Genomic DNA, 22673 nt, shown 5'->3' on the forward strand with positions numbered 1-22673 from the left:
GCCAGCTCTTACAAATTATTATTGACCTTAAACCAATGCAAATTTAATGATAATTATTGAATTACTTTTTAATTCCTTCTAAATCTAATAAAAAACTATACTCTTTAGCCACTTCTTTTAATGCTTCAAATCGTCCGGAAGCCCCGCCATGTCCCGCTTCCATGTTCGTATTTAGGAACAATAATTTTTTATCTGTTTTTGTTTCTCTTAATTTTGCTACCCATTTTGCTGGTTCCCAGTACTGAACCTGAGAATCATGTAAACCTGTGGTTACCAGCATATTTGGATAATTCTGTGCTATAACGTTATCATATGGTGAATAAGACTTCATATAGTCATAATACTGCTTTTCATTCGGATTTCCCCATTCATCGTACTCTCCTGTTGTTAATGGAATACTGTCGTCCAACATCGTTGTTACGACATCAACAAAAGGAACTTGCGCAATAACGCCATGATATAAATCCGGAGCCATATTAATAACAGCCCCCATTAACAATCCTCCTGCTGATCCTCCCTCTGCATATAAATGTGCCGGTGAAGTATATTTCTGACTAATCAGGAATTCAGAACAGTTGATATAATCTGTGAATGTATTTTTTTTCTTTAACAATTTACCATCTTCATACCATTTTCTTCCCATATCTTCTCCTCCTCTGATATGTGCAATGGCATAAATAAAACCTCTGTCCAGTAAACTTAAACAGGAAGAAGAGAAATAAGCATTCATAGTTACACCGTAAGAACCGTAAGCATATAATAATGTCGGATTAGAACCATCTTTTTTGATTCCTTTTCTGTATACCATAGAAACAGGTATTTTTGTACCGTCTTTTGCAGTTGCCCAGACCCGTTCTTCTGTATAATTGTTCTTATCGAATTTTCCACCCAGAACTTGTTGTTCTTTCTTAACTTCTTTCGTTTTCGTTCTCATATTGAAATCGATAATAGAAGCCGGCGTGATCATTGACTGATAGCTGTATCTTAGTATTTCGGTATCAAAATCTACATTTGTGGAAGTATAAGCAGTATAGGTTTCACTTTCAAAAGGCAGATAATACTCTCCTTCTCCGCTCCATGGCATGATTCTGATCTTATTCAGCCCATTGGAACGTTCTTCGACCACTAAATAATTCTTGAATATCTCAATGTCTTCTAACAGGACATTTTCACGATGGGCAATCAGATCTTTCCAATTTTCTTTAGCAGTTGCTGTTTCGGGTGTTTTCATCAATTTAAAATTGGTAGCACCATCTTTATTTGTTGTAATATAAAAATCTGTTCCAAAATGAGAAATAGAATATTCCAGCCCTCTTACTCTTGGCTGAAAAATCTTAAATTCTTCATCTGGAGTACCAGCATTTAAAATTCTGTATTCTGAAGTAAGGGTACTTGTAGAGCCAATCACTAAATATTTTTTAGATTTCTCTTTATAGATAAAGGTATCGAAAGTATCATCTTTTTCATAGAAAACCATTACATCTTTAGCTGTATCTTCCCCTACTTTATGCTTATAAATTTTATCAGATCGTAAAGTAACTTTATCTTTTCTGGTATAAAAGATTGTTTTATTATCGTTTGCCCAGGTAGCACCTCCTGTAGTATTTTCGATCTTATCGGACAGGATTTCTCCTGTTTCAAGATTTTTGATCTTTAAAGTATAAATCCTTCTGCTTATAGTATCAACAGAAAAAGTAGCCATTTTATTATCGGGGCTTATGCTTATTCCGGACAGATTAAAATAGGAATGTCCTTTTGCCAAATCATTACAGTCAAACAAAATTTCTTCTTTTGCTTCTAAATTTCCCTTTTTTCTTGAATAGATCGGATAATCTTTTCCTTTCTCAAAACGAGTGATATAATAATATCCGTTATACAAATATGGAACGGAAGCATCATCCTCCTTAATCCTGCCTTTCATCTCTTCGAACAGTTCTTTCTGAAAAGACTTGGTGTGGGCAGTCATTTTTTCATAATATTCATTTTCCTTATTCAGATAATCAATCACTTCAGGGTTTTCCCTATCGTTTAACCAAAAATAATTATCTGTTCTGGAATCACCGTGTTTAGTAAGGACAACTGGCTTTATCTTCGCAATTGGGGCTTGTATGTTTTCTGACATTTTTTGTTCATTTTTATTGGAACATGAAGATGCAAAAATATAACAAACCGTTGGTATAAAAAGTATTTTCCTCATCTAAATATTTTATTGAATATGATTCTGCAATTTAGTAATTTTGAAAACTAATAATTTTAAAATTTATTAACATGTTTGGAGACATTATGGGAATGATGGGCAAATTAAAGGAGGCTCAAAAAAAAATAGAAGAAACAAAGAAACGTCTGGATACGGTTTATATAGATGAACAAAGCAATGACGGATTACTAAAAGTAACGCTGACTGCAAACAGAGTAATAAAAAACATCACAATTGATGATGGCTTACTATCTGATAAAGAGCAATTAGAAGATTATTTATTACTAGTTATTAACAAAGCTATTGAGAAAGCTTCAAATGTAAATGACGCAGAATTATCTGCTGTGGCAAAAGATGGAATACCTAATATTCCGGGAATGGATATGTTTAAATAGGTTCAGAGACGCAAAGTGGTAAAGGTTCAGAGGTGCAAAGGTTCCGGATATAGAAAATATCTTATATAAAAGATATCTTACAGTTGCTGGTTTTGTGAAACGGTATTCATACATAAAATGCCGTTAACATTAAGCTCTTTGTACCTCTGAACCTTTACTCCTTTGAACCTTAAAAAACCATTCTCTCTAAAGTTTCAAGAACATAACTGTGCATTACTTCTCGGTAATCGAGATGGGTCACAATACGAAGTTTGTTTCTTCCCATAGAACTGATTGCTATGTTTTTTTGTTTTAATTTTTCGATTAACAAACTCTCTTTTATATTCTCTCTGACGGAAAAGATCAGAATATTGGTCTCTACGGGTTCTACTGAAGCTACCCATGACAGTTTTACCAGGATCTCACCTAGTTCCTTCGCTCGCCTATGATCTTCTCTTAAACGAGTAATATTATTCTCCAGAGCGTAGATTCCTGCAGCTGCAAGATAACCTGCTTGACGCATTCCTCCTCCAAATATTTTTCTGACTCTTAAAGCTCTCTGCATTGTTTCTTTGTTTCCCAATAAAACGGAACCTATCGGAGCTCCCAATCCTTTGGACAAACAAACAGATATGGTGTCGAATATTTGTCCATACTGCTTCGGATCTTCTCTTTTAGCTACTAAAGCATTCCATATACGAGCTCCATCCAGATGATATTTCAGATTATTCAGAGTACATACTTCTTTTATTTTCTGTAATTCTTCAATATTATAACAGGCTCCGCCTCCTTTATTAGTGGTGTTTTCTACACATACCAAACTAGTTAACGGACTATGATAAAATTCCGGCGGATTAATGGCTAAAGCAACCTGATCAGCAGTAATCATTCCCCTGTTTCCATCGAGTAAACAACAAGATACACCACTGTTAAAGGAAGCTCCTCCTCCTTCATAATTATACACATGTGCCCATTTATCACAGATCAGCTGTTCGCCGGGTTGTGTATGTAGCTTTATTCCTGTCTGATTTGCCATAGTACCGGAGGGAAAGAATAAAGCGCTTTCCATTCCAAATAAAGAGGCTACTTTGGCTTCTAATTCATTAACAGAGGGATCCTGTTTATAGACATCGTCTCCAACTCTGGCATCCATCATATAGGACAACATTTCCCGCGTGGGCTTTGTAACTGTATCGCTAATTAAATTTATTTCCATAATTTCAAAATGAAAGCTTACTTTTGTTGGTATAAAACTACAATAATTATGACAAATACCGAACAAATTAAAGGTATTATAGAACGTCTTGGTGCGTTGAGGAGGTATCTTTGACGTTGATAAGAAATTAATTGAAATCATTAATGAGGAAGAAAAAACCTTTGCACCAGATTTCTGGAATAATGCTAAAGAAGCGGAAATAATAGTCCGCAACCTACGTTCTAAGAAAAAATGGGTAGAAGATTATGAAAAAGGAACTGCTCTTGTTGATGAACTTCAGATCGGTTATGAATTCTATAAAGAAGGTGAAATTTCTGCAGAAGAATTAGACCAGTTATATGAAACTGCGAACGTACATATAGAGAATATCGAATTCAGAAACATGCTATCTGACGAAGGAGATTCCATGAGCGCTGTTGTTCAGATTACAGCGGGTGCGGGTGGTACTGAAAGTTGTGACTGGGCAGAAATGCTGATGCGCATGTATATCATGTGGGGAGAAAAATCAGGCTATAAGGTCAAAGAACTGAACTTTCAGGGTGGTGAGGTTGCCGGAATTAAAACAGTAACTCTGGAATTTGAAGGAGAATATTCTTTTGGCTACCTGAAAGGAGAAAACGGAGTACATCGCCTAGTACGGATATCTCCTTTTGACAGTAACGGTAAACGTCATACTTCTTTTGCCTCTGTATATGTATATCCGTTAGCTGATGATACTATTGAAATAGAAATTAGCCCTGCTGATATTTCATGGGAAACGATGCGTTCAAGTGGTGCGGGTGGTCAAAATGTAAACAAAGTAGAAACAGCTGTTCGTTTACGCCACCATCCTACCGGTATTATTATTGAAAACTCTGAGACTCGCTCTCAATTAGATAATAAAACAAAAGCTATGCAGTTACTAAAATCACAATTGTTTGAGATTGAATTAAAGAAAAAACAGGCTCTTCGTGATGAAATAGAAGCAAAGAAAATGAAGATTGAATGGGGATCACAAATCCGAAACTATGTAATGCATCCCTATAAATTAGTTAAAGATGTACGAACTCAATATGAAACCAGTGATGTTGAAGCGGTCATGAATGGAGAAATAGATGTGTTCCTGAAAGCATTTCTGATGATGATGGGGCAAAAAGAAGAGAACGAATAAAGGCTTTTCTAATATAAAACCTGCTTTCCGGCAGGTTTTTTTGTGCTTTAAAAGGACTTAAAATCAGAGTAAAACAGCTCTATTTTTTATCCTAAAAAAAGACTTAATCTTACTACTGATCTTTAGCCCAAAAAAGTAATAAATGATTTTTTAAATGCTAAAATCAGGTTATAGATTTTATCTATGTAGGTATTTAATTTTAATACAACTAATTAATAACCAGATTTATAAATACTATAACATAAATTAAAAGATTAATAAAAAAAACTACTCTGCTTTATCTATTAAAAATATATTATTTTTAAATCTGCTCAGAATAAAATGTTAATATAAACGAAACACACAGTATAAAAACACTTCCTTTTTAATCTGAAGTTACAGCCATTCGATTAGTGAAATTCCAATCCCTACAGTTGTCTGTTTATTATTATAATCAATCAGTGTTTCACCATAACCATGAGTACATTGCAAATGTGCTTTCAGGTTCTCGTAGATTGGATATGACCAGTCAAATTCAAGCATCCCTTTACTTCCGGAATTAAATCTCAGGTTATGTCTTCCTGTGAGAGAAAACACATTTTCTTTATGTGTGTAGATCACTGTCACTTCCCCTCTACCTATATAATCTGTAATACGAGGATTTTCATCTTCAGTATCAGATATTCTAAACCACGGTCTCACATAAATACTCCAGTCTCCTTTTTCAAGTCCTGCATGAAGAGTAACTCTGTTCCAGCTTCTGGAAAGAACGCCACCTCTCCCGTTGGACTGATGAGTAAGAGAGAGCCCCAGCATTCTGTTTCGCAACCCGAACACATTAAAGTCAGTTGCAAAGTTTAAAATAACCTCCGGCTCATAATCCATTTCTCTGAAGGGTCTGGACAATTTTTTATTGTATACCTGCCAGCTTGCCTGTTGCGTATAAGCAATCCATAGGTCACCATGTCCCCAGAACAGTCCCTGAAAGGTTTTTACCTTAAAACTAATCTGAAACTTAGCCTCCAGATTATTCAGGTTCACAGGCTCCTCTGTAGAAGCAGTATAGTTCGGATTTTCACTAACCGGATATTCATTAGGATTATTACTCCATCGTACTGGTAAAATATAAATAGATTTATAAGGAGTAATTAGAAAAGTTCCGTTAGTTGAAATTGAATCCAGTTCCCAACGCTCACTTAACGTACGAGGTTGTTTTGAACCGTCGAATAATGAATTTATCTGAGCCTGAACCCCAGTAACACTGAGTATACTCATTAAAAACAACACTTTAAAAATTCCGTTTCTTTTACTTGATCTGTAGTTCATTATAAAAAATATACTTAAGTTAAAAAACAAATACTAAAGTAAAGAATTTTATCGAACTTCTGCTCTTTAAAACAACTGAAGATAAACCTGAAGAAGAATAGAAATATATCCTAAAGAATTCAAGATAGCGCTATTCTATGACAAAAAGTCCTCTTTTACCTTCTGATTCTGAAACAGCGCTATCTCTAAAGCAGTTCCTAAAATATACTATCAAAACTGTTTGGGTTATTCCGGCAGTATTACTGAAAAAGCTTTTCTCTTCTATATTATTAACAAATTTTCTCTTTCGAGATTAATTTCTTAATTGTCTAACATTTAATACTACAAAGAAATAAAAAAAAATACTTTATTCAAAATAAATAATTACTAATTTTTTATTATCTGCTTATATTTTAATATTCAATTTAAAAAAATCTGTTTATTAATATAGTACAAATAATCTAATAAGAAAACATACCAAGCTAAAATAAAAATCTCTAATTGATCAAAATAAACTGACCGATCAGAGACTTTACCAAAATAAAAAATAAGGGGCTTAGTAAAAATTATTTACATAAACAAACAGCAATGACCTTATTCAATTTTTCTTCAATTATTTTATATTCTTTTTTTATTTTCCCAGCCATAGCACTATTACGATCACCTCGCAATGATTTTCGAATAAAGTCAGGTGAAACCCCATAACGATCTTGTAATGCTATAAGAACATAAGCGTTATACTTTTCTCTTTTTACTATTGATTTATTCATAATATTATTTTAATAAATTAAACAACTTTACACTATTGATTAGAATTAAAACTAATTACAAAGCAAACAAAGAATAAAAAAAACACCAAATAATTAGAGAGTCATCAGGAGTCATTTGAATTTTTTTAATTACAATTCAATATTTTAACATTTTTAACAACTAAAATAACGCTATATCATATCTTCTATGCTTATTTTAACCTGTATAAATTATTCTAATATGCATAAAAAATAAGGAATTATACATTCTTTATCCAAACATTAATGTTTTGTGGAGAAGATAAAATATTAAATTTTTTCCTTAATCTATATTTTCTACTTTTTACAGATTCTATTGTAGTATTTAGATTTTGAGCAATTTCTTTAGTAGTAAAACCCAGTCTGATCATAGCGCAAAGTTCAAGTTCAGTTGCAATAAGCGGAGAACCACACACTTTTCCGGAAATCCTCTCAACAAAATCAGGGTATAATTCCTGAAATCGAATATAAAAAGAGGTGTCTCCTTTTTTTGCTGATTCTATCACCTCTTCAAGAGTAATCGTATTCATAATAGTTAATGCTGCTAACTGTTTCTGCTGCTCCCGAACTAATTCCGTTTTACTATTAATCTTTTGTTTTTCTATTTTTAATTTTTTATACAGCCTACTCATTACCCATCCAATTCGTAACACAACAAGGATACAAAACAAAATAATAGCTGTTAATCTTACTTTTGTAAAATAAAAACCCTCTTTTTCTCCTTCTACTAACTTTTGTATTGAAAAATTAATGGATTTCTCTTCTTTTTTAATTATACTGTCGTTTACATCAATATATTTAACTAAATACTCTTTTTCATTTTTATCATCTCCTAAAGCTTTATATGCATTTGATATTCCTTTATACATATCTTTCAGTTTGTATAAACTTTTTATCTGCTCTGCTCTTACAATACCTTTTTTATAAACATCTACTGCTTTTATATATTCTTTCTTCTCACAATATAATGCACCTAAATGATTATACGTAAAAACTTTTGACAATGTAAAATTCACCTGATCAGATATCTTCAAAGACTTATTTAGATAATACAAAGCTGAATCGTACTGTTTGAGACGAAGATAATCAAAACCAAGATTTGATGTCGCCATTGCAAGATGCTGGGTTGTAAGAAGATTTTCCTTTTTTACTTTCAGAAATTCATTATAACTCTCTCTGAAATAATAGGTCATTGAATCAGAAGCTATAAGATCCGGACCATAACTCTTCTTATAGTAAATAGCCATATCCATATAAACTCCTCCTCTTCTATCATGTCTTGCGTCTGAATCTTTAATTTTATTAGTAATAAGTAAAGCTCTATTCATTTCTTTTTTTGCCAGATCAAAAAAGCTAAGCCTAATAAGACACATCCCTTTCAGATTAATTGCTTTTGCCTCAAGATCCGGTTGTTTGGTTTTATAAGCTTCCTTTTCTGCTATAACAGCATATTTTAAACCTTCTTTAGTACTACCAAAATTATAGTAATTTATGCCTATCAGTAAATTAGCGTTAATTATGCCTCTTTTATATTTTATCTGCTCAGAATACTTTATAATTTTAAGACCTAAAGCCTGAGTATGTTCTGGAACAGAATTTAAATAGTTTTCTCCAATCTCTAACAGGCTATCTATTTGTCTTTCATTATAGGACTGAGAATAGGTTTTTGTAGCAAAAATAGATACAAAAAATAAAATAAGAAATATATAATTCTTCATAAAATAGTATAATAATAATATGTGTAAATAGGATAGTATTATTTTAAAACCAACAACAACTTTATATTTTAACAATAATCAGACCTAAAATAATATTCTGTGTTAAATTATAAATACATTATGATAAACAGTAAATAGTTTGTTAAAATAATTACTGGAAAAGTATTAAAGTAAGTCAGTAAACAAATTAATTTTAGTCTTAAAAATCAATACCGACGGCAAATTAATTGAAAATTTAAAACACTTCCAAAAAAACAAGGACTCATTAAGAGTCATTTAACAGATTATATAGGAGTCATTTAACATATTTAAAGCTTAAATAGACTAAATACAATCAGTTACGATACGCCTGTTTTATTATTCTATTATTTTAAACAAAAAAAATATAGCTGTTTTTTAACAAAAGGAGTCACTTTAATCGTGCTTTTTTTTAGTATTTAAGGGACTAAATCCTTTAAAATAAATGTCAAAATAGTTTTATTTTACTTTACACATCCTTTATTTTGTCTTATTTTAGCTATTTATTAAGCAAAAAAATCTGATAGAAAATAATTCTTGTAAAATACACTATAAACTTTAAAACAGTAAAAAAAGATTTCTTGATTTAGTCTAATCAAGTTAAAATATCTCAGAAAAGTATTTCTATTGCATACAAAGTTACTGAATATTATTTTAATAATTCGGTACTTTCTAACGTAGCATAGCAATTATCATCCTTTACAACATCTTTCTCAATAGCGACCCAATAACTGATAACTGTTCTCCATAATAAAGAAGTATATAAGGCTTCTTAATCAAGTTAAATCTTAGCCTTACGAATTCCCTCAACTGATATACTTTTAAAGTCGGCAATGGTTCTCATATACTCTATAAGAGCCATAAACTTTACTGCATACAACGTAGAATTCTTTATGGATATATTATTATAAAATAAACGAATAAGTATTTTGTTTTCAGAAGATTCCCATTACAATAGTATCTGTTTTTGCTCCTTTATAAACAGCCAGAGTATAAGATTCTAATGGAAATTTTTCAAGTAATAATTTCCTCCTATCCTATAAAAAAGCCGTACCCTTTCATTAATTCAGTTAATGAAAAAATACGGAATCTTAATTGAAATATATAAGAAAAAAATAGGTTTTATTTTTATAAAAAAACAATTTTATTCTACTAAACTAATTTTAAACTTTTTTTTTAAACTTCTGAATTAAAATGACTTATTAGTAGATTATTTTTAATCTAAAGTTCTATTTTGATAGCTTATATCTATTGAGTGATTTCTATATACTCTTTAAGACAGCGTTATTCCGTCGTATTAAACCCTCTATTTTTAATGCTTCCGGAATAACACGCTATCTCAGCAACAATCTCTTTATAAAGTTATTGATTAAGATGTTTGGAATTCTTATCAATAACTAAGAGATAGCGCTTACTTTTATTATTGTATAAAACTATGCAAATAAATTTCTGTACTTAATAGATCAGTTTATTTTAAAGCCTTTCCCTTTGCTTATATCTTTTTACAACAAAATCAAACTCTTTTAATAAGATCTTATATTCTTCTTTTATTTTTAGAGACATCTCACTTGTACGATCACCTCGTAATGACTTTCTTATAAAATCTGTTGAAAACCCATGATGCTCTGTTAAGGCCTGGAGTACATATATATTATATTTATACCTCTCTTTTTCTCTGTTTGTTACCATAACTTCCTTTTTATTTCTTTATTAAATTTATCATTTACATACCTAAACAGTATCCGAATAGAATACCGACGTGCAAATAAATAAAATATATAAAAAGCCTCAAAAAAAATAAGGAGTCATTAGTAGTCACTTGTATGAAAAATACAAATTACTTACCCATATGTCTATATTTAATGATAAAAAAGACGATTTATTTGCATTAAATAATATTATAAATCGTTTATTATAGCTTTTTCTTGTATTAAATAGAGTCTATTTTTATATAAAAGTAGATTTTTGAATACAATTCGTATACAATATAGCCTAAAGACAGTTATCAATAAATCTTAAAGACAGCGGAGCGATTAATAATATATTTTATTATACTATTAACCCCTTAATATTTTGTTTTTAACTACATATTTTACACAGCTATTCTAAACAATATATTGAAAGTACATCATTTAGAATAGCTATAAATTATAAAAACCTCCTTAAATATATTATTTAAAGAGGTTCTCTATTTATAGATATTTCAATATCCTATGTAGTAAAATTTTCATTTGAGAATAAAAAGGTTCTGTTTTTTTATTCTATATATCTGTACTAATCATTCAATAGTAAATAATTATATAGTTTTTATTATTACCTGAAAATGAAAATATTAATTTTAATAGCTATCTGAATATATTTTTATACAAAAAAAGCGTTCAGTATTATAACTGAACGCTTTTTTAAATTATTGTTTATATTTTTTATATAAAATAGGATATAATATAATAGAATAATGCTGCTATTAATGCAGATACTGGTATGGTTAATACCCATGCCCAGAGTAAACTAATAGTTACTCCCCATCGTACAGCTGAAACTCTTTTTGTAATTCCAACTCCAATAATAGAACCGGTGATGGTGTGTGTTGTAGAAACTGGTATACCAAAATGTTCTGATACATATAAGGTTATTGCTCCTGCAGTCTCAGCACTTACTCCTTCCAATGAAGTAACCTTTGTTATCTTTGAGCCCATTGTCTTTACAATTTTCCATCCTCCGCTCAGCGTCCCTAAGCCTATTGCAAGGAAACTCACGAAAGGAACCCATGCCCAATCATCTACAAAGTGACTGAAACGATCTGCTGTTTCTAATGAAGTATAAGCTATATCATTGATCTTTAAATGATAATAAATAACAGCTGCTCCAATAATCCCCATCACTTTCTGTGCGTCATTTGCTCCATGTCCTAAACTGAACATAGCAGAAGAAACCAACTGTAGTCTTTTAAACCATCTGTCTGCTCTGTATGGATTTGCCTTTCGACATATATTCAATATTAGTATGGTAATGAGGTATGCTACAATCATACCTATTAAAGGAGCCAGAAAGATAAACAGAATAATAGGGATAACTTTAATATAATTAATTACATCTACTCCGTTTGAAGAGAAAGCTCCGGCATTTGCTAAAGCTGCTCCCATAAAACCACCGATTAAAGTATGTGATGATGATGATGGTATTCCTAATTTCCAGGTTAGCAGGTTCCATACAATTGCGGCTATCAATCCTGCAAGAATAACTTCTAATGTTATGAAATCTTCATTAACTGTTTTTGCAATAGTATTACCGATTTTAAACTCTCCTATCCAATACCTTGAAATAAAATAGGCTAAGAAATTAAAAAAAGCTGCCCACAATACTGCCTGAAAAGGAGTTAATACTTTTGTAGCAACGATAGTCGCAATAGAGTTTGCTGCATCGTGAAAACCGTTTATATAATCAAAAATTAATGCTAAAACAATAATTATGATAAGTAGAGTCAAATCCATATATATAATTTTCGAATGAATCGAAATCGATTACGAGTGTTTCACTGTAATGGATTCGATGATATTTGCTGCACTTTTACATTTATCTGCTGCAGTTTCTAAAGCAGATAACACTTCTTTGTATTTCATAATGTTCTTTGCATCTTTTTCATTTTCAAAAAGATCTGCAACGGCTTTATCATATACATTATCTGACTTGTTCTCTAATTTATTAATTCGAGCACAAGCATTCGTAATCAGTTTTACATTCTTGATGTTTTTTAATTCTTTAACCGCTACTTCTAGATTCTGACAGGCTTCAAGATTGATCTCTGTCAGCTTACGTATCGATTTTGTAATCTTATCTACCTGATACAAACGCATTCTGCTGGCAGCACCATGAACAAAATCAACAACATCATCTATAGACATTGCAAGAGAATAAATATCTTCTCTGTCAAAAGGAGTTATAAAGTTTCTGCTTAACTCTAAAGTTAGCTGATGCGTTATTTCTTCTGCTTTTTGTTCTAACTCTTCTATAAGTAAGAATAATTTTTCTCTTTCTGCCAATGGAGCATTTACAGCGATGTGTAAGGTTTCTGATAGTTTAACCAAGTTTTTGGTTGCTTTTTCAAAAAGAGGAAAGAATTTTTTATCTTTCGGGACTAAGAACTGTAATATATTATTCAGTGACATATTATATGTTTTATTGAGGCAAATGTAGTCTTTCAATGTTAAGATAACATTAAATTAAAATGAATAACCTGTTATCTATCTCTTTTTTTATCTTTATTTTCGGTACTTCATTATAAATTATATGAATATTGATTATTTCAATCGTTTTCGTATTTTAGCACGCCTGAATACTATTAAACAGTAATAGAGCAAAGGTTTTAAATAATTTAATGATTTAAGGTTCAGAGCTTTTCTAATAATTAAATACAGTTTAATTAAAAACAACTAGTACAATTTATGGATATCAACTTCAATATTAACGAAGATCACAACAAACTTTTGCTTTCTGATTTAAAACAACGTCTTGTAAAAGTAAAACAAGGTGGTGGTGAAAAACGAATAGAAAAACTACATACTGAAGGTAAAATGACAGCACGTGAACGTATTGATTATCTATTAGACTCTAAAAGCAAAAGTATAGAGATTGGTGCTTTTGCCGGTGAAGGGATGTATCAGGAACATGGGGGTTGCCCTTCTGGTGGTGTTATTATAAAAATAGGATATATAAAAGGAAAACAATGTATTGTGGTTGCAAATGATGCTACTGTCAAAGCTGGTGCATGGTTCCCTATTACCGGTAAAAAAAATCTGAGAGCACAGGAAATTGCTATTGAAAATAAACTTCCTATTATTTATTTGGTCGATAGTGCCGGAGTTTATCTTCCTCTGCAGGATGAAATTTTTCCGGATAAGGAACACTTTGGACGTATTTTTAGAAATAATGCCATAATGAGCAGTATGGGTATTACTCAGATCGCAGCGGTTATGGGAAGTTGTGTTGCAGGAGGAGCTTACTTACCAATAATGAGTGATGAAGCTCTTATTGTAGATAAAACCGGAAGTATTTTTCTGGCAGGCAGCTATCTGGTAAAAGCTGCTATTGGAGAAACGATTGATAATGAAACACTGGGTGGTGCAACAACACATTGTGAAATTTCGGGAGTAACGGATTATAAAGCAAAGGATGATAAAGATGCTTTGGATAAAATCAAAAACATTATAGATAAGATTGGTGATTATGATAAGGCTGGTTATAATCGAACAGAACCAAAAAAACCGACTTTGAAAGAAGAAGATATCTATGGTATTCTTCCAAAATCTCGTTCAGAACAATATGATATGATGGAAATCATCAGTCGTTTAGTGGATAACAGCGAATTTGAACAATATAAGGAAGGTTACGGACAAACCATTATTACCGGATATGGAAGAATTGACGGCTGGGCGGTTGGTATTGTTGCTAATCAGCGTAAAGTAGTTAAAACGAAAAAAGGAGAAATGCAGTTTGGTGGTGTTATTTATTCTGATAGTGCAGATAAGGCAACCCGTTTTATAGCCAACTGTAATCAAAAAAAGATTCCTTTGGTCTTTTTACAGGATGTTACGGGATTTATGGTAGGAAGTAAAAGTGAACATGGCGGAATTATTAAGGATGGTGCAAAAATGGTAAATGCGGTCAGCAATTCTGTAGTTCCAAAATTTACTGTAGTTGTTGGTAATTCTTATGGTGCCGGTAATTATGCCATGTGTGGTAAAGCTTATGATCCGAGACTGATCTTTGCCTGGCCAAGTGCTGAACTTGCTGTTATGGGTGGTGCACAGGCAGCTAAAGTATTACTACAGATAGAAACTGCTTCTCTGAAAAAGAATGGTGAAACCATCACTTCTGAAAAAGAAGCTGAATTATTTAACAAAATAAAGTCTCGTTATGATGAGCAGGTTTCTCCTTATTATGCTGCTTCCCGATTATGGACTGATGCTGTAATTGACCCTCTGGATACCAGAACATGGATATCTATGGGTATTGAAGCGGCAAACCACGCTCCTATCGAAAAACAATTTAATCTGGGAGTTATCCAGGTATAAATCTAATATTGTAAACTATATATATCGTAAATATTAAATTTCAAACCCTAACCATAACTAACTTCTTATCAATAGAATGAAAAAAAATATTTTAACTGCTTTCATACTTTTCTCTTTTTTAAAAATAAATGCTCAGTTATTAAATGAAAAGGAAATCTTTACAAGAGCAGATACTCTTCGTGGTGCCCTAAGACCGGAGCGGACCAGTTTTGATGTACTTCGATATGACATAAATATAAAGGTCGACCCAAACGACCGCTTTATTGCGGGTTATAATGATATTACTTTTAAAGTAATGGAAAATACAAAAAAGATTCAACTGGATCTTTTTGAAAATATGCAAATCGACTCTATTCTTTATAATAATGTAAAACTGAGTTATAACAGAGAGTTCAACGCTGTTTTTATTTCTTTCAGTGAACCACTTGTAAAAGGAAAAGAAGAAAAAATACGATTTTATTATTCCGGTCATCCTATTGTTGCTAAAAATGCTCCATGGGATGGCGGTTTTGTGTTTAGCAAAGATACTGCGGGTAAAGACTGGATTGCTGTTGCTGTACAGGGAACCGGAGCCAGTTTATGGATTCCTGTAAAAGATCATCAGGGAGATGAACCGGATAATGGCGTAACCATAAAAGTAGCTGTTCCTAACGGATTAATGAATGTTTCCAACGGGAGATTTAAAGGCAGTAAAGACCTGAAAAATGGAACTACAAGATGGGACTGGGAAGTAAAAAACCCTATTAATGCTTATAACATCACTCTTAATATTGCTGATTATGTTCATTTTGGCGAAAATTACAAAGGGCTGGATCTTGATTATTATGTGTTAAAAGAAAATCTGGAAAAAGCAAAAGTACATTTTGAAGAAGTAAAACCAATGATGGACTGCTTTCAGAGTAAATTCGGGAAATATCCTTTTGGTGAAGACGGATATAAAATGGTTGAAACTCCTTATCTGGGAATGGAACACCAATCTGCGGTTGGTTACGGCAATAAATACAAAAAAGGATATTTAGGGAAAGACAGATCTGATACCGGTGTCGGATTATTATTCGATTTTATAACTATACATGAATCTGGACACGAATGGTTTGGGAACAGTCTTACTGCAAGAGATATTGCTGATATGTGGATACATGAGGCGTTTACAACTTATACGGAAACTGTTTTTATAGAATGTCAGTTTGGTTATGATAAAGCTCTGGCTTATATTAACGGACATAAAAAAATGGTCAGAAATGACCGTCCCATTATTGGCGTTTATAATGTCAATAAAGAAGGTTCAGCCGATATGTATTATAAAGGTGCTTTATTACTGAACACTTTAAGAAACGTAATTAATGATGACAAAAAATGGTGGAAACTTTTACTAGACTATTCAGAAACGTATCGTCATCAGATCATAGATACAGAAACGGTAATTCATTTTTTTAATGAAAAAACAGGAATGAATCTTACTCCTATATTTAATCAGTATTTAAAATATAAGGATATCCCGGTTCTGGAACTGCGCCAGAAGAAAAAGAAACTGGAATACCGTTGGAAAACGGATATAGCTTATTTCCAGATGCCTGTAGATATAATTTATAATAAACAAGAAATACGATTAGAGCCTACTAATAGCTGGAAGATTATCGATTTTAATATGAAATCATTAAATGGTGTGTCAGTAAGACAGGATAAATTCTATATTGATGTAAATAAATAGAAGTGAGATATTAGTATTGAGAATTGAGAAAGTTTCCATACTGATATAAACAAAATAAGAACCCTTAGACTTGTTTCCAGGGGTTCTTTCATTTAATAAAAATGCAATATTGTAAATCTGGTCAGGAAACCTCTTGAATCTTTCTTCTTGATTCTTGGCTCTTTAAATTTAGGCTCCCATCCCTCCGTCAACTCTGTTAAAGGTTCCTGTGATAAATTTACTGTCGTCTGAAGCCAGAAACAGAACCATCGCGGATATTTCTTCCGGCTGAGCATATCTTCCAAGAGGAATTGTTTTTTCTAAATTTGCTTTTGCAGCCTCTGCTGCTCCGGGAGCAAAACCCTCTTCCAGTGAACGCATCATTCGATTATCTACTGGTGACGGATTAACGGTATTAACACGTATTTTTCTTGGTGCTGCTTCTGCTGCAGCTACTTTCATAAGTCCCATTGCAGCGTGTTTACTAGCTGTATAAGCAGTTGTTCCGGCTCCTCCGTGTAAACCGGCTATAGAGGAACTGATTACAACACTTCCTCCGTCATTCATCTGAGGAAGTACATATTTCATACCTAACCATACTCCTTTTATATTTACCCCCATTACTTTATCAAAAATATCTTCCGGGTATTCTGTCATTGGTTTTACTACTCCTTCAATTCCTGCATTATTGAAAAACACATCTACTTTACCAAATTTATCAACTGTTTTCTTTGCATAATTTTCTACCTCATTCGACTTTGTAACATCTGCCACACAATAAGCAACATGATCTGATTTCAATTCTGTTACTGCTTTTTTAAGGTCTTCCTCACTTCTGTCTACCAACATAATTTTTGCACCTTCTTCTAAAAATAATTTTGCTGTCGTTTTGCCGATACTACCTGCCCCTCCAGTAATAATAACGACTTTTTTATCTAATTTTTTCATGGTTATATAATTTTGAGTTATTAACTTTCTATAAAATTAGACAATTGTATATCGTTAGAAAAAAGATTCAATTTAAATGTTTGTTAAAAAACAAGGGATAAATTCTTATAAAATTTATCCCTTATAATATTAAAATATTTCTTATTTTATAGTAATTCTAATGTTCTTTTTCGCTGTAATTTTCCTGATCTCGTTTCCTCAAATTTTGAAACAAAAAATATCTCTTTTGGTTTTTCATATTTATCCAGATGATCAAATACAGAATCTTCAATAATATGTTTCTCTCCTTCAACTATTAAAATCAACTTTTCTCCAAGTGTGCTATCCTCTTTACCGGCAATAAAGAAACGACCTTTAATGCTTCCTGTTAGTTTTTCCTCGATTACTTCCGGAATCCATTTAATTCCGCCACTATTGATAACATTATCAATACGTCCCAGCCAGATAAACTCATTTTCAGACACCTGTTTTACCAAATCGTTAGTCACCACTTTTTCCTTTATTACTTTAGGAGCGGTAATTACTAAACAGCCCCGATCATCCTGAGAAATCGTAATATGAGGTAATATTTTAAATGCTTCTTCTCCTACTCTTTTTGCTGCAATGTGCGTTATGGTCTCCGTCATGCCATAAGTTTCATAAACTTCTATTGGTAACTTTACTAATTCTGCTTCTAATTCTGCATTTACCTTTGCACCACCTATGATTAGTTTTTTTACTTTATCCAGCCTCTTCAATGAATGCTGAGCCTGTACAGGTACCATCGCAGCAAAATCATAAATAGTTTCATTATGATCTAAAGGATTTGCATAAGGAGCTACTAAATCCATATCCAGTCCAAGAATAAACCCCCTAACCAGCATCATTTTTCCAGCAATAAATTTAGTAGGCAGACAATGCAACACCTTATCTTCCGGAGCTAAATCAAAAAAATCACCTGTTGCTAAAGCTGAATTAATCATTGCTTGTTTATCTACTTGTATTAGTTTAGGCTTACCGGTAGTTCCTGAAGTATTCATTTCTATATAAGGTCTCTTATCAAACCAGTCCAGAATAAACATCCCTACTGATTTTTCATACTCTTCTCCTTCTTTTATAAGAAATGGGGCTACTCTGCATAAATCTTCTCTTGTGAGTTGAAAACCGTTCATTTTAAAACGGTTATGAACGTTTTGATATGTTAGATTACTCATATATTTTATTTATTTAAATCATTAAATTTCTATTTTCCCTGTCAGTTTTTCTTTCCAGTTATTCCATTTATACTTCTTACCAAAAATAAATAAAAGAATTGGAAAAAGAATGAATACAGGTGCTATAACATCTAAACCAATACTCGGATCTGAAGTATCTTTTAATATAGAATTAGTCTGAAAAACGGTCCAGTCTGATGTTACTAGTAAAGCTGCTACCAGATTATTAGCTGCGTGGAATCCAAGACTTAATTCCAGTCCGTCATCCATTAATGTCAGTATTCCCAGAAACAATCCCGTCCCTATATAATACACCAGTATAATATATCCCATTTTCTGTACTTCAGGATTTGCAATATGCAGAGATCCGAAAATCACAGAGGTCAATAATAATGGTACCCATTTATTTTTAGTCAGGAGGCCCAGACCCTGCATCAGATAGCCTCTGAAAAAATACTCCTCTGCACTGGTCTGCACAGGAATAAACAATAGGGATATAACTGCTAAAATAGCAAACGGAATCGGTTTAAAATTAAAAATAAAATTTTCCGGATTCATATAATAGTCTATCAAAATAGTAGCTGCCACTATAGTAGCCCAAAGCCCAAAAGAGAAAAAGATACGATTCCAGTCTACTTTTTTACGAGAAGTTGTAACCTCAAGAAAAGTTTGTTTATGAATTCCTCTTACAACAATCACCAGTCCGAAAATAACAAAGACAAAACTAAACAACATAAAAAATAACGTCAGATTACTGTCCAGATAGACCATCATATCATCCTGATTAGCCGGAAAAGCGGTATTGGTTGTGAAAGATTTATATAACATTGCTGCAAACCACGGTAGTTGGCCAATTGAAGAAAGAACAACAATGATTACTGATCCTGCTATATATTTCCAAAATTCGTTATTGGGTTTAAATGCTTGAGATAAAAACATGATAATAGTATAAATTTATGTTATTTTGGCTCTTATTTAAAAATAAGCCTGATTTGTCAGGTCTAAAATAACTGAATTATTTCTTACTAATTGCTTACTTTGTAAAAACATTTTAAAAATTTTATTATAATGATAAAAATATACCATAATCCACGTTGTGGAAAATCCAGAGAAGGATTAGAAATAGTTGAAAAAAGCGGACAATCATTCGAAATTGTCAAGTATCTGGAAGATCCTTTAACCATATCTAACCTGAAAGACATTCTGTCAAAACTAAAAATAAAACCTATTGAGCTGGTTCGTCAAAAAGAAAGTATCTGGATCGAAAACTATAAAGGTAAAAATCTTACGGATGATCAGACCATTACTGCCATGGTGGAAAATCCCAAACTGATCGAAAGACCAATTGTTATCAACGGAGATAAAGCTGTTATTGGAAGACCTCCAGAACGTATTAAATCTATATTATAAATAACAAACCCTAATTCAACGTTTTTTTTAACCTTCATAATTAAACCAAAACTGCTTTTCACAGTCTAACAGAGATAAACTAAACTAAACTCATTAATGGAAAAATTAAAATTTGTAATAACTATGTTATTACTCACAACTTTTCTTTCAAATTTTGCTCAACAGGTAGCACCTGATAAAAAAATTAGATTAACAGGTAAAGTGATTGAAAAAACATCAAAACTACCTTTAGAATATGCTACTGTTACCATTGAAAACAGTACTACAAAAAAAGTAGTTACAGGAGGTATAACGGATGATAAAGGAAAATTCTCCATTGATGTTCCTGTTGGTAATTACAACATTAAAATTGAGTTTATTTCATTTAAAACACTTGAAATTAAAAAGGATCTCCAGGAAAACACTGATCTGGGAACTGTTGCAATTGAAGATGATGCAGAACAACTGGATGAGGTTTCCATTGTTATGGAAAAATCCACTGTTGAAATAAAACTAGATAAAAAAGTATACAATATAGGTCAGGATATGATGGTCAAAGGAGGAACAATAAGTGATGTATTGGATAATGTTCCTTCCGTTTCTGTAGATGTGGAAGGAAATGTAAGTATGAGAGGAAATGATGATGTCAAAATTCTGATCGACGGAAAACCATCCGGAATGGCAGGAATTAATATTGCTGAAGCATTACGTTTATTACCTGCTGATGCAGTGGACAAAATAGAAGTGATTACCAATCCATCTGCCCGCTATGATGCTGAGGGTGGTGGTGGTATTTTAAATATTATCCTTAAAAAAGGAAAAGCGCAGGGAATAAACGGAACTTTTACTGCAACTACGGGAGACCCTGCTAATCACGGAGTGTCAGGAAATGTAAACTTCAGAGGAGAGAATTTTAACCTGTTCACTACTACGGGATATAATTACAGAAAAGGTCCTGGAAATTCAACAAATAATTCGGAATACTTCGATACAGATGGAAATACAACCGGTTTTGTAGATCAAAAAAGTAATAATGAGCGATTAAGAAAAAGTTTTAATACCAATTTTGGAATGGAATGGTTCCTGACCAAATCTACTACTTGGACGAATACTTTTTCATATAGAAAAAGCGATGGAGACAACCCGGAGAATGTAACTTTTCAGAATTTTGATGCTAATCGTGATTATCTGTTTACTCGTACTCGTAATAATATTTCATCCAGTGAAAGTGAAAATGTCGAATTTTCCAGTAATCTGACGCACCAGTTCAAAAAAGAAGGACATAAATTAACGGCAGATGTTTCTTTTTCAAGAAATGATGATACGGATGATGTATTTATATCAGATCGTATCTTAAAAGCAGAAGGTGCTACTTCTTTTGAAAAAAATCTTACGGATCAGTTACAGAGAAATAATCTTATACAGATAGATTATGTACTTCCTATAGGGGAAAAAAGCCAGTTTGAAGCAGGATATCGTGGGAATTTTAATGAACTGACAACAAATTATCAGGCTACTATTAAAGCGAATGAAGGAGATCCTTTTGTAAATGATCCTCGTTATAGTAATATCTTGGAATATAAAGAAAAAGTAAATGCTTTTTATACTCAGTTTGGATCAAAGATTAATAAATTCTCTTATTTACTTGGATTAAGATGGGAGGATTCTAATATAGACATCAACCTTATTACAAATAAAGAATACAATAACAAGAAATATAATGATTTCTTCCCGAGTGTGTTTTTTGCTTATGAATTTAATGAATCCAGCAGTGCTTCTGTAAGCTACAGCCGAAGAGTATCAAGACCTCGCTCCCGATTTATTAATCCTTTTATGTCCAATTCGAGTAATATTAACCGTTTTCAGGGAAATCCGGATCTGAATCCTTCTTTTACAGATGCTTATGATATAGGCTATTTACAACGCTGGGATCAGGTAACTCTTAATACTTCTATGTATCTGAACAGAACGACTGATGCTTTTCAATTTGTACGAAGAGAATCCGGTGAGATCATAGATGGTGCTGCTGTTGTAATCAGTAGTCCTATTAACTTAGCTACGCAATACCGATTTGGTTTTGAATTCACTGTTTCTTATAATCCTTATAAATGGTGGAAACTGAACGGAAACTTCAATTTTTTCAGAAATCAGACTGAAGGAGATTATACTTATACCGATTCACTAACGGGTAAAGAGGTATATCAAAACTTTGATAATACAGCCTACAGCTGGTTCAGTCGTATTAGTTCAAAAGTAAATCTTCCTTACGGAATTGATTGGCAAACTAATGCTATGTATATGGCTCCTCAGAAATCTGCACAAGGGAAAAGTAAAGGTATGATTGGTGTGAACCTTGCTCTGAGTAAAGATGTACTGAAAGATAAAGGTACAATTGCACTGAGTGTAAATGACCTGTTCAATTCAAGAAAAAGAATTATGGACAATTATTTACCTACAGTAACATCACACAGCGAAATGCAATGGAGAGAAAGACAGATTACTCTTTCTTTTACTTATAGATTCAATAAAAAGAAATCTGAAAGAGAGAAACAGCAGCCTTCGAAAGAATCTGACAATGATTCAGAAAACTATATGGAATAACAACATAAAAAAAGGGAACTAAATTTAGTTCCCTTT

Annotated in this window: 17 protein-coding genes; 6 read left to right on the forward strand and 11 right to left on the reverse strand. The window is 32.3% G+C overall.

Features of this window, described 5'->3' with window-relative positions:
• Positions 1-61 precede the first annotated feature (61 nt).
• Positions 62-2122, reverse strand: a complete 2061-nt coding sequence (locus AC4FQX_RS05585; protein WP_491166688.1) for a S9 family peptidase — start codon at positions 2120-2122, stop codon at positions 62-64.
• A 146-nt stretch (positions 2123-2268) separates the two neighbouring features.
• Between AC4FQX_RS05585 and AC4FQX_RS05590 the strand changes: the two genes are divergently transcribed.
• A complete protein-coding gene (locus tag AC4FQX_RS05590) occupies positions 2269-2592 on the forward strand; it encodes a YbaB/EbfC family nucleoid-associated protein (protein ID WP_491166689.1) in 324 nt (107 codons plus the stop codon).
• 169 nt (positions 2593-2761) lie between these two features.
• On the opposite strand, the gene AC4FQX_RS05595 is transcribed toward AC4FQX_RS05590, so the two are convergent.
• The gene (locus AC4FQX_RS05595) at positions 2762-3787 is read right to left on the reverse strand and encodes a threonine aldolase family protein (RefSeq protein WP_491166690.1); all 1026 of its coding nucleotides are present in this window, start codon (positions 3785-3787) and stop codon (positions 2762-2764) included.
• Positions 3788-3835: 48 nt separating this feature from the next.
• Here AC4FQX_RS05595 and prfB point away from each other — a divergent pair.
• Positions 3836-4937 (forward strand): peptide chain release factor 2 gene (prfB, locus tag AC4FQX_RS05600; protein ID WP_491166691.1). Its coding sequence is split into 2 segments (ribosomal slippage): positions 3836-3898 and positions 3900-4937, totalling 1101 coding nucleotides; the frame shifts between segments, so codons are not numbered across the junction.
• Positions 4938-5312: 375 nt separating this feature from the next.
• On the opposite strand, the gene AC4FQX_RS05605 is transcribed toward prfB, so the two are convergent.
• The 6 genes from AC4FQX_RS05605 to AC4FQX_RS05630 form a co-directional block, all read right to left on the reverse strand.
• Positions 5313-6191, reverse strand: a complete 879-nt coding sequence (locus AC4FQX_RS05605; protein WP_491166692.1) for a phospholipase A — start codon at positions 6189-6191, stop codon at positions 5313-5315.
• A gap of 596 nt (positions 6192-6787) precedes the next feature.
• A complete protein-coding gene (locus AC4FQX_RS05610) occupies positions 6788-6991 on the reverse strand; it encodes a hypothetical protein (RefSeq protein ID WP_491166693.1) in 204 nt (67 codons plus the stop codon).
• 239 nt (positions 6992-7230) lie between these two features.
• Positions 7231-8727 carry a tetratricopeptide repeat protein gene (locus AC4FQX_RS05615; protein WP_491166694.1) on the reverse strand — a complete coding sequence of 499 codons (1497 nt, stop codon included), beginning with the start codon at positions 8725-8727 and terminating at the stop codon, positions 7231-7233.
• 1491 nt (positions 8728-10218) lie between these two features.
• Entirely contained in the window at positions 10219-10434 is a 216-nt protein-coding gene (locus tag AC4FQX_RS05620; protein ID WP_491166695.1) for a hypothetical protein, read from the reverse strand.
• Between the two features lie 734 nt (positions 10435-11168).
• Positions 11169-12236, reverse strand: a complete 1068-nt coding sequence (locus tag AC4FQX_RS05625) for an inorganic phosphate transporter (RefSeq protein WP_491166696.1) — start codon at positions 12234-12236, stop codon at positions 11169-11171.
• Positions 12237-12266: 30 nt separating this feature from the next.
• Complete coding sequence (locus AC4FQX_RS05630) at positions 12267-12911, reverse strand: DUF47 domain-containing protein (RefSeq protein ID WP_491166697.1); 645 nt, start codon at positions 12909-12911, stop codon at positions 12267-12269.
• Between the two features lie 276 nt (positions 12912-13187).
• On the opposite strand from AC4FQX_RS05630, the gene AC4FQX_RS05635 reads away from it, so the two are divergent.
• Entirely contained in the window at positions 13188-14816 is a 1629-nt protein-coding gene (locus AC4FQX_RS05635) for an acyl-CoA carboxylase subunit beta (protein WP_491166698.1), read from the forward strand.
• Positions 14817-14892: 76 nt separating this feature from the next.
• A complete protein-coding gene (locus AC4FQX_RS05640; protein ID WP_491166699.1) occupies positions 14893-16527 on the forward strand; it encodes a M1 family metallopeptidase in 1635 nt (544 codons plus the stop codon).
• 168 nt (positions 16528-16695) lie between these two features.
• On the opposite strand, the gene AC4FQX_RS05645 is transcribed toward AC4FQX_RS05640, so the two are convergent.
• From AC4FQX_RS05645 to AC4FQX_RS05655, 3 genes are all read right to left on the reverse strand, one after another.
• The gene (locus AC4FQX_RS05645; protein WP_491166700.1) at positions 16696-17454 is read right to left on the reverse strand and encodes an SDR family NAD(P)-dependent oxidoreductase; all 759 of its coding nucleotides are present in this window, start codon (positions 17452-17454) and stop codon (positions 16696-16698) included.
• Positions 17455-17600: 146 nt separating this feature from the next.
• The gene (locus tag AC4FQX_RS05650; RefSeq protein WP_491166701.1) at positions 17601-18647 is read right to left on the reverse strand and encodes an AMP-binding protein; all 1047 of its coding nucleotides are present in this window, start codon (positions 18645-18647) and stop codon (positions 17601-17603) included.
• Between the two features lie 21 nt (positions 18648-18668).
• Positions 18669-19586 (reverse strand): CPBP family intramembrane glutamic endopeptidase, encoded by a 918-nt coding sequence (locus AC4FQX_RS05655; RefSeq protein WP_491166702.1) that lies wholly within the window; start codon positions 19584-19586, stop codon positions 18669-18671.
• A 129-nt stretch (positions 19587-19715) separates the two neighbouring features.
• Here AC4FQX_RS05655 and arsC point away from each other — a divergent pair, with 129 nt between their 5' ends.
• The gene (gene arsC / locus AC4FQX_RS05660) at positions 19716-20057 is read left to right on the forward strand and encodes an arsenate reductase (glutaredoxin) (protein ID WP_491166703.1); all 342 of its coding nucleotides are present in this window, start codon (positions 19716-19718) and stop codon (positions 20055-20057) included.
• A 96-nt stretch (positions 20058-20153) separates the two neighbouring features.
• Positions 20154-22637: a TonB-dependent receptor gene (locus tag AC4FQX_RS05665; protein WP_491166704.1), complete on the forward strand. Its 2484-nt coding sequence runs from the start codon at positions 20154-20156 to the stop codon at positions 22635-22637.
• Positions 22638-22673 lie beyond the last annotated feature (36 nt).

The sequence above is a fragment of the Flavobacterium sp. AK-301 genome (assembly GCF_058310215.1).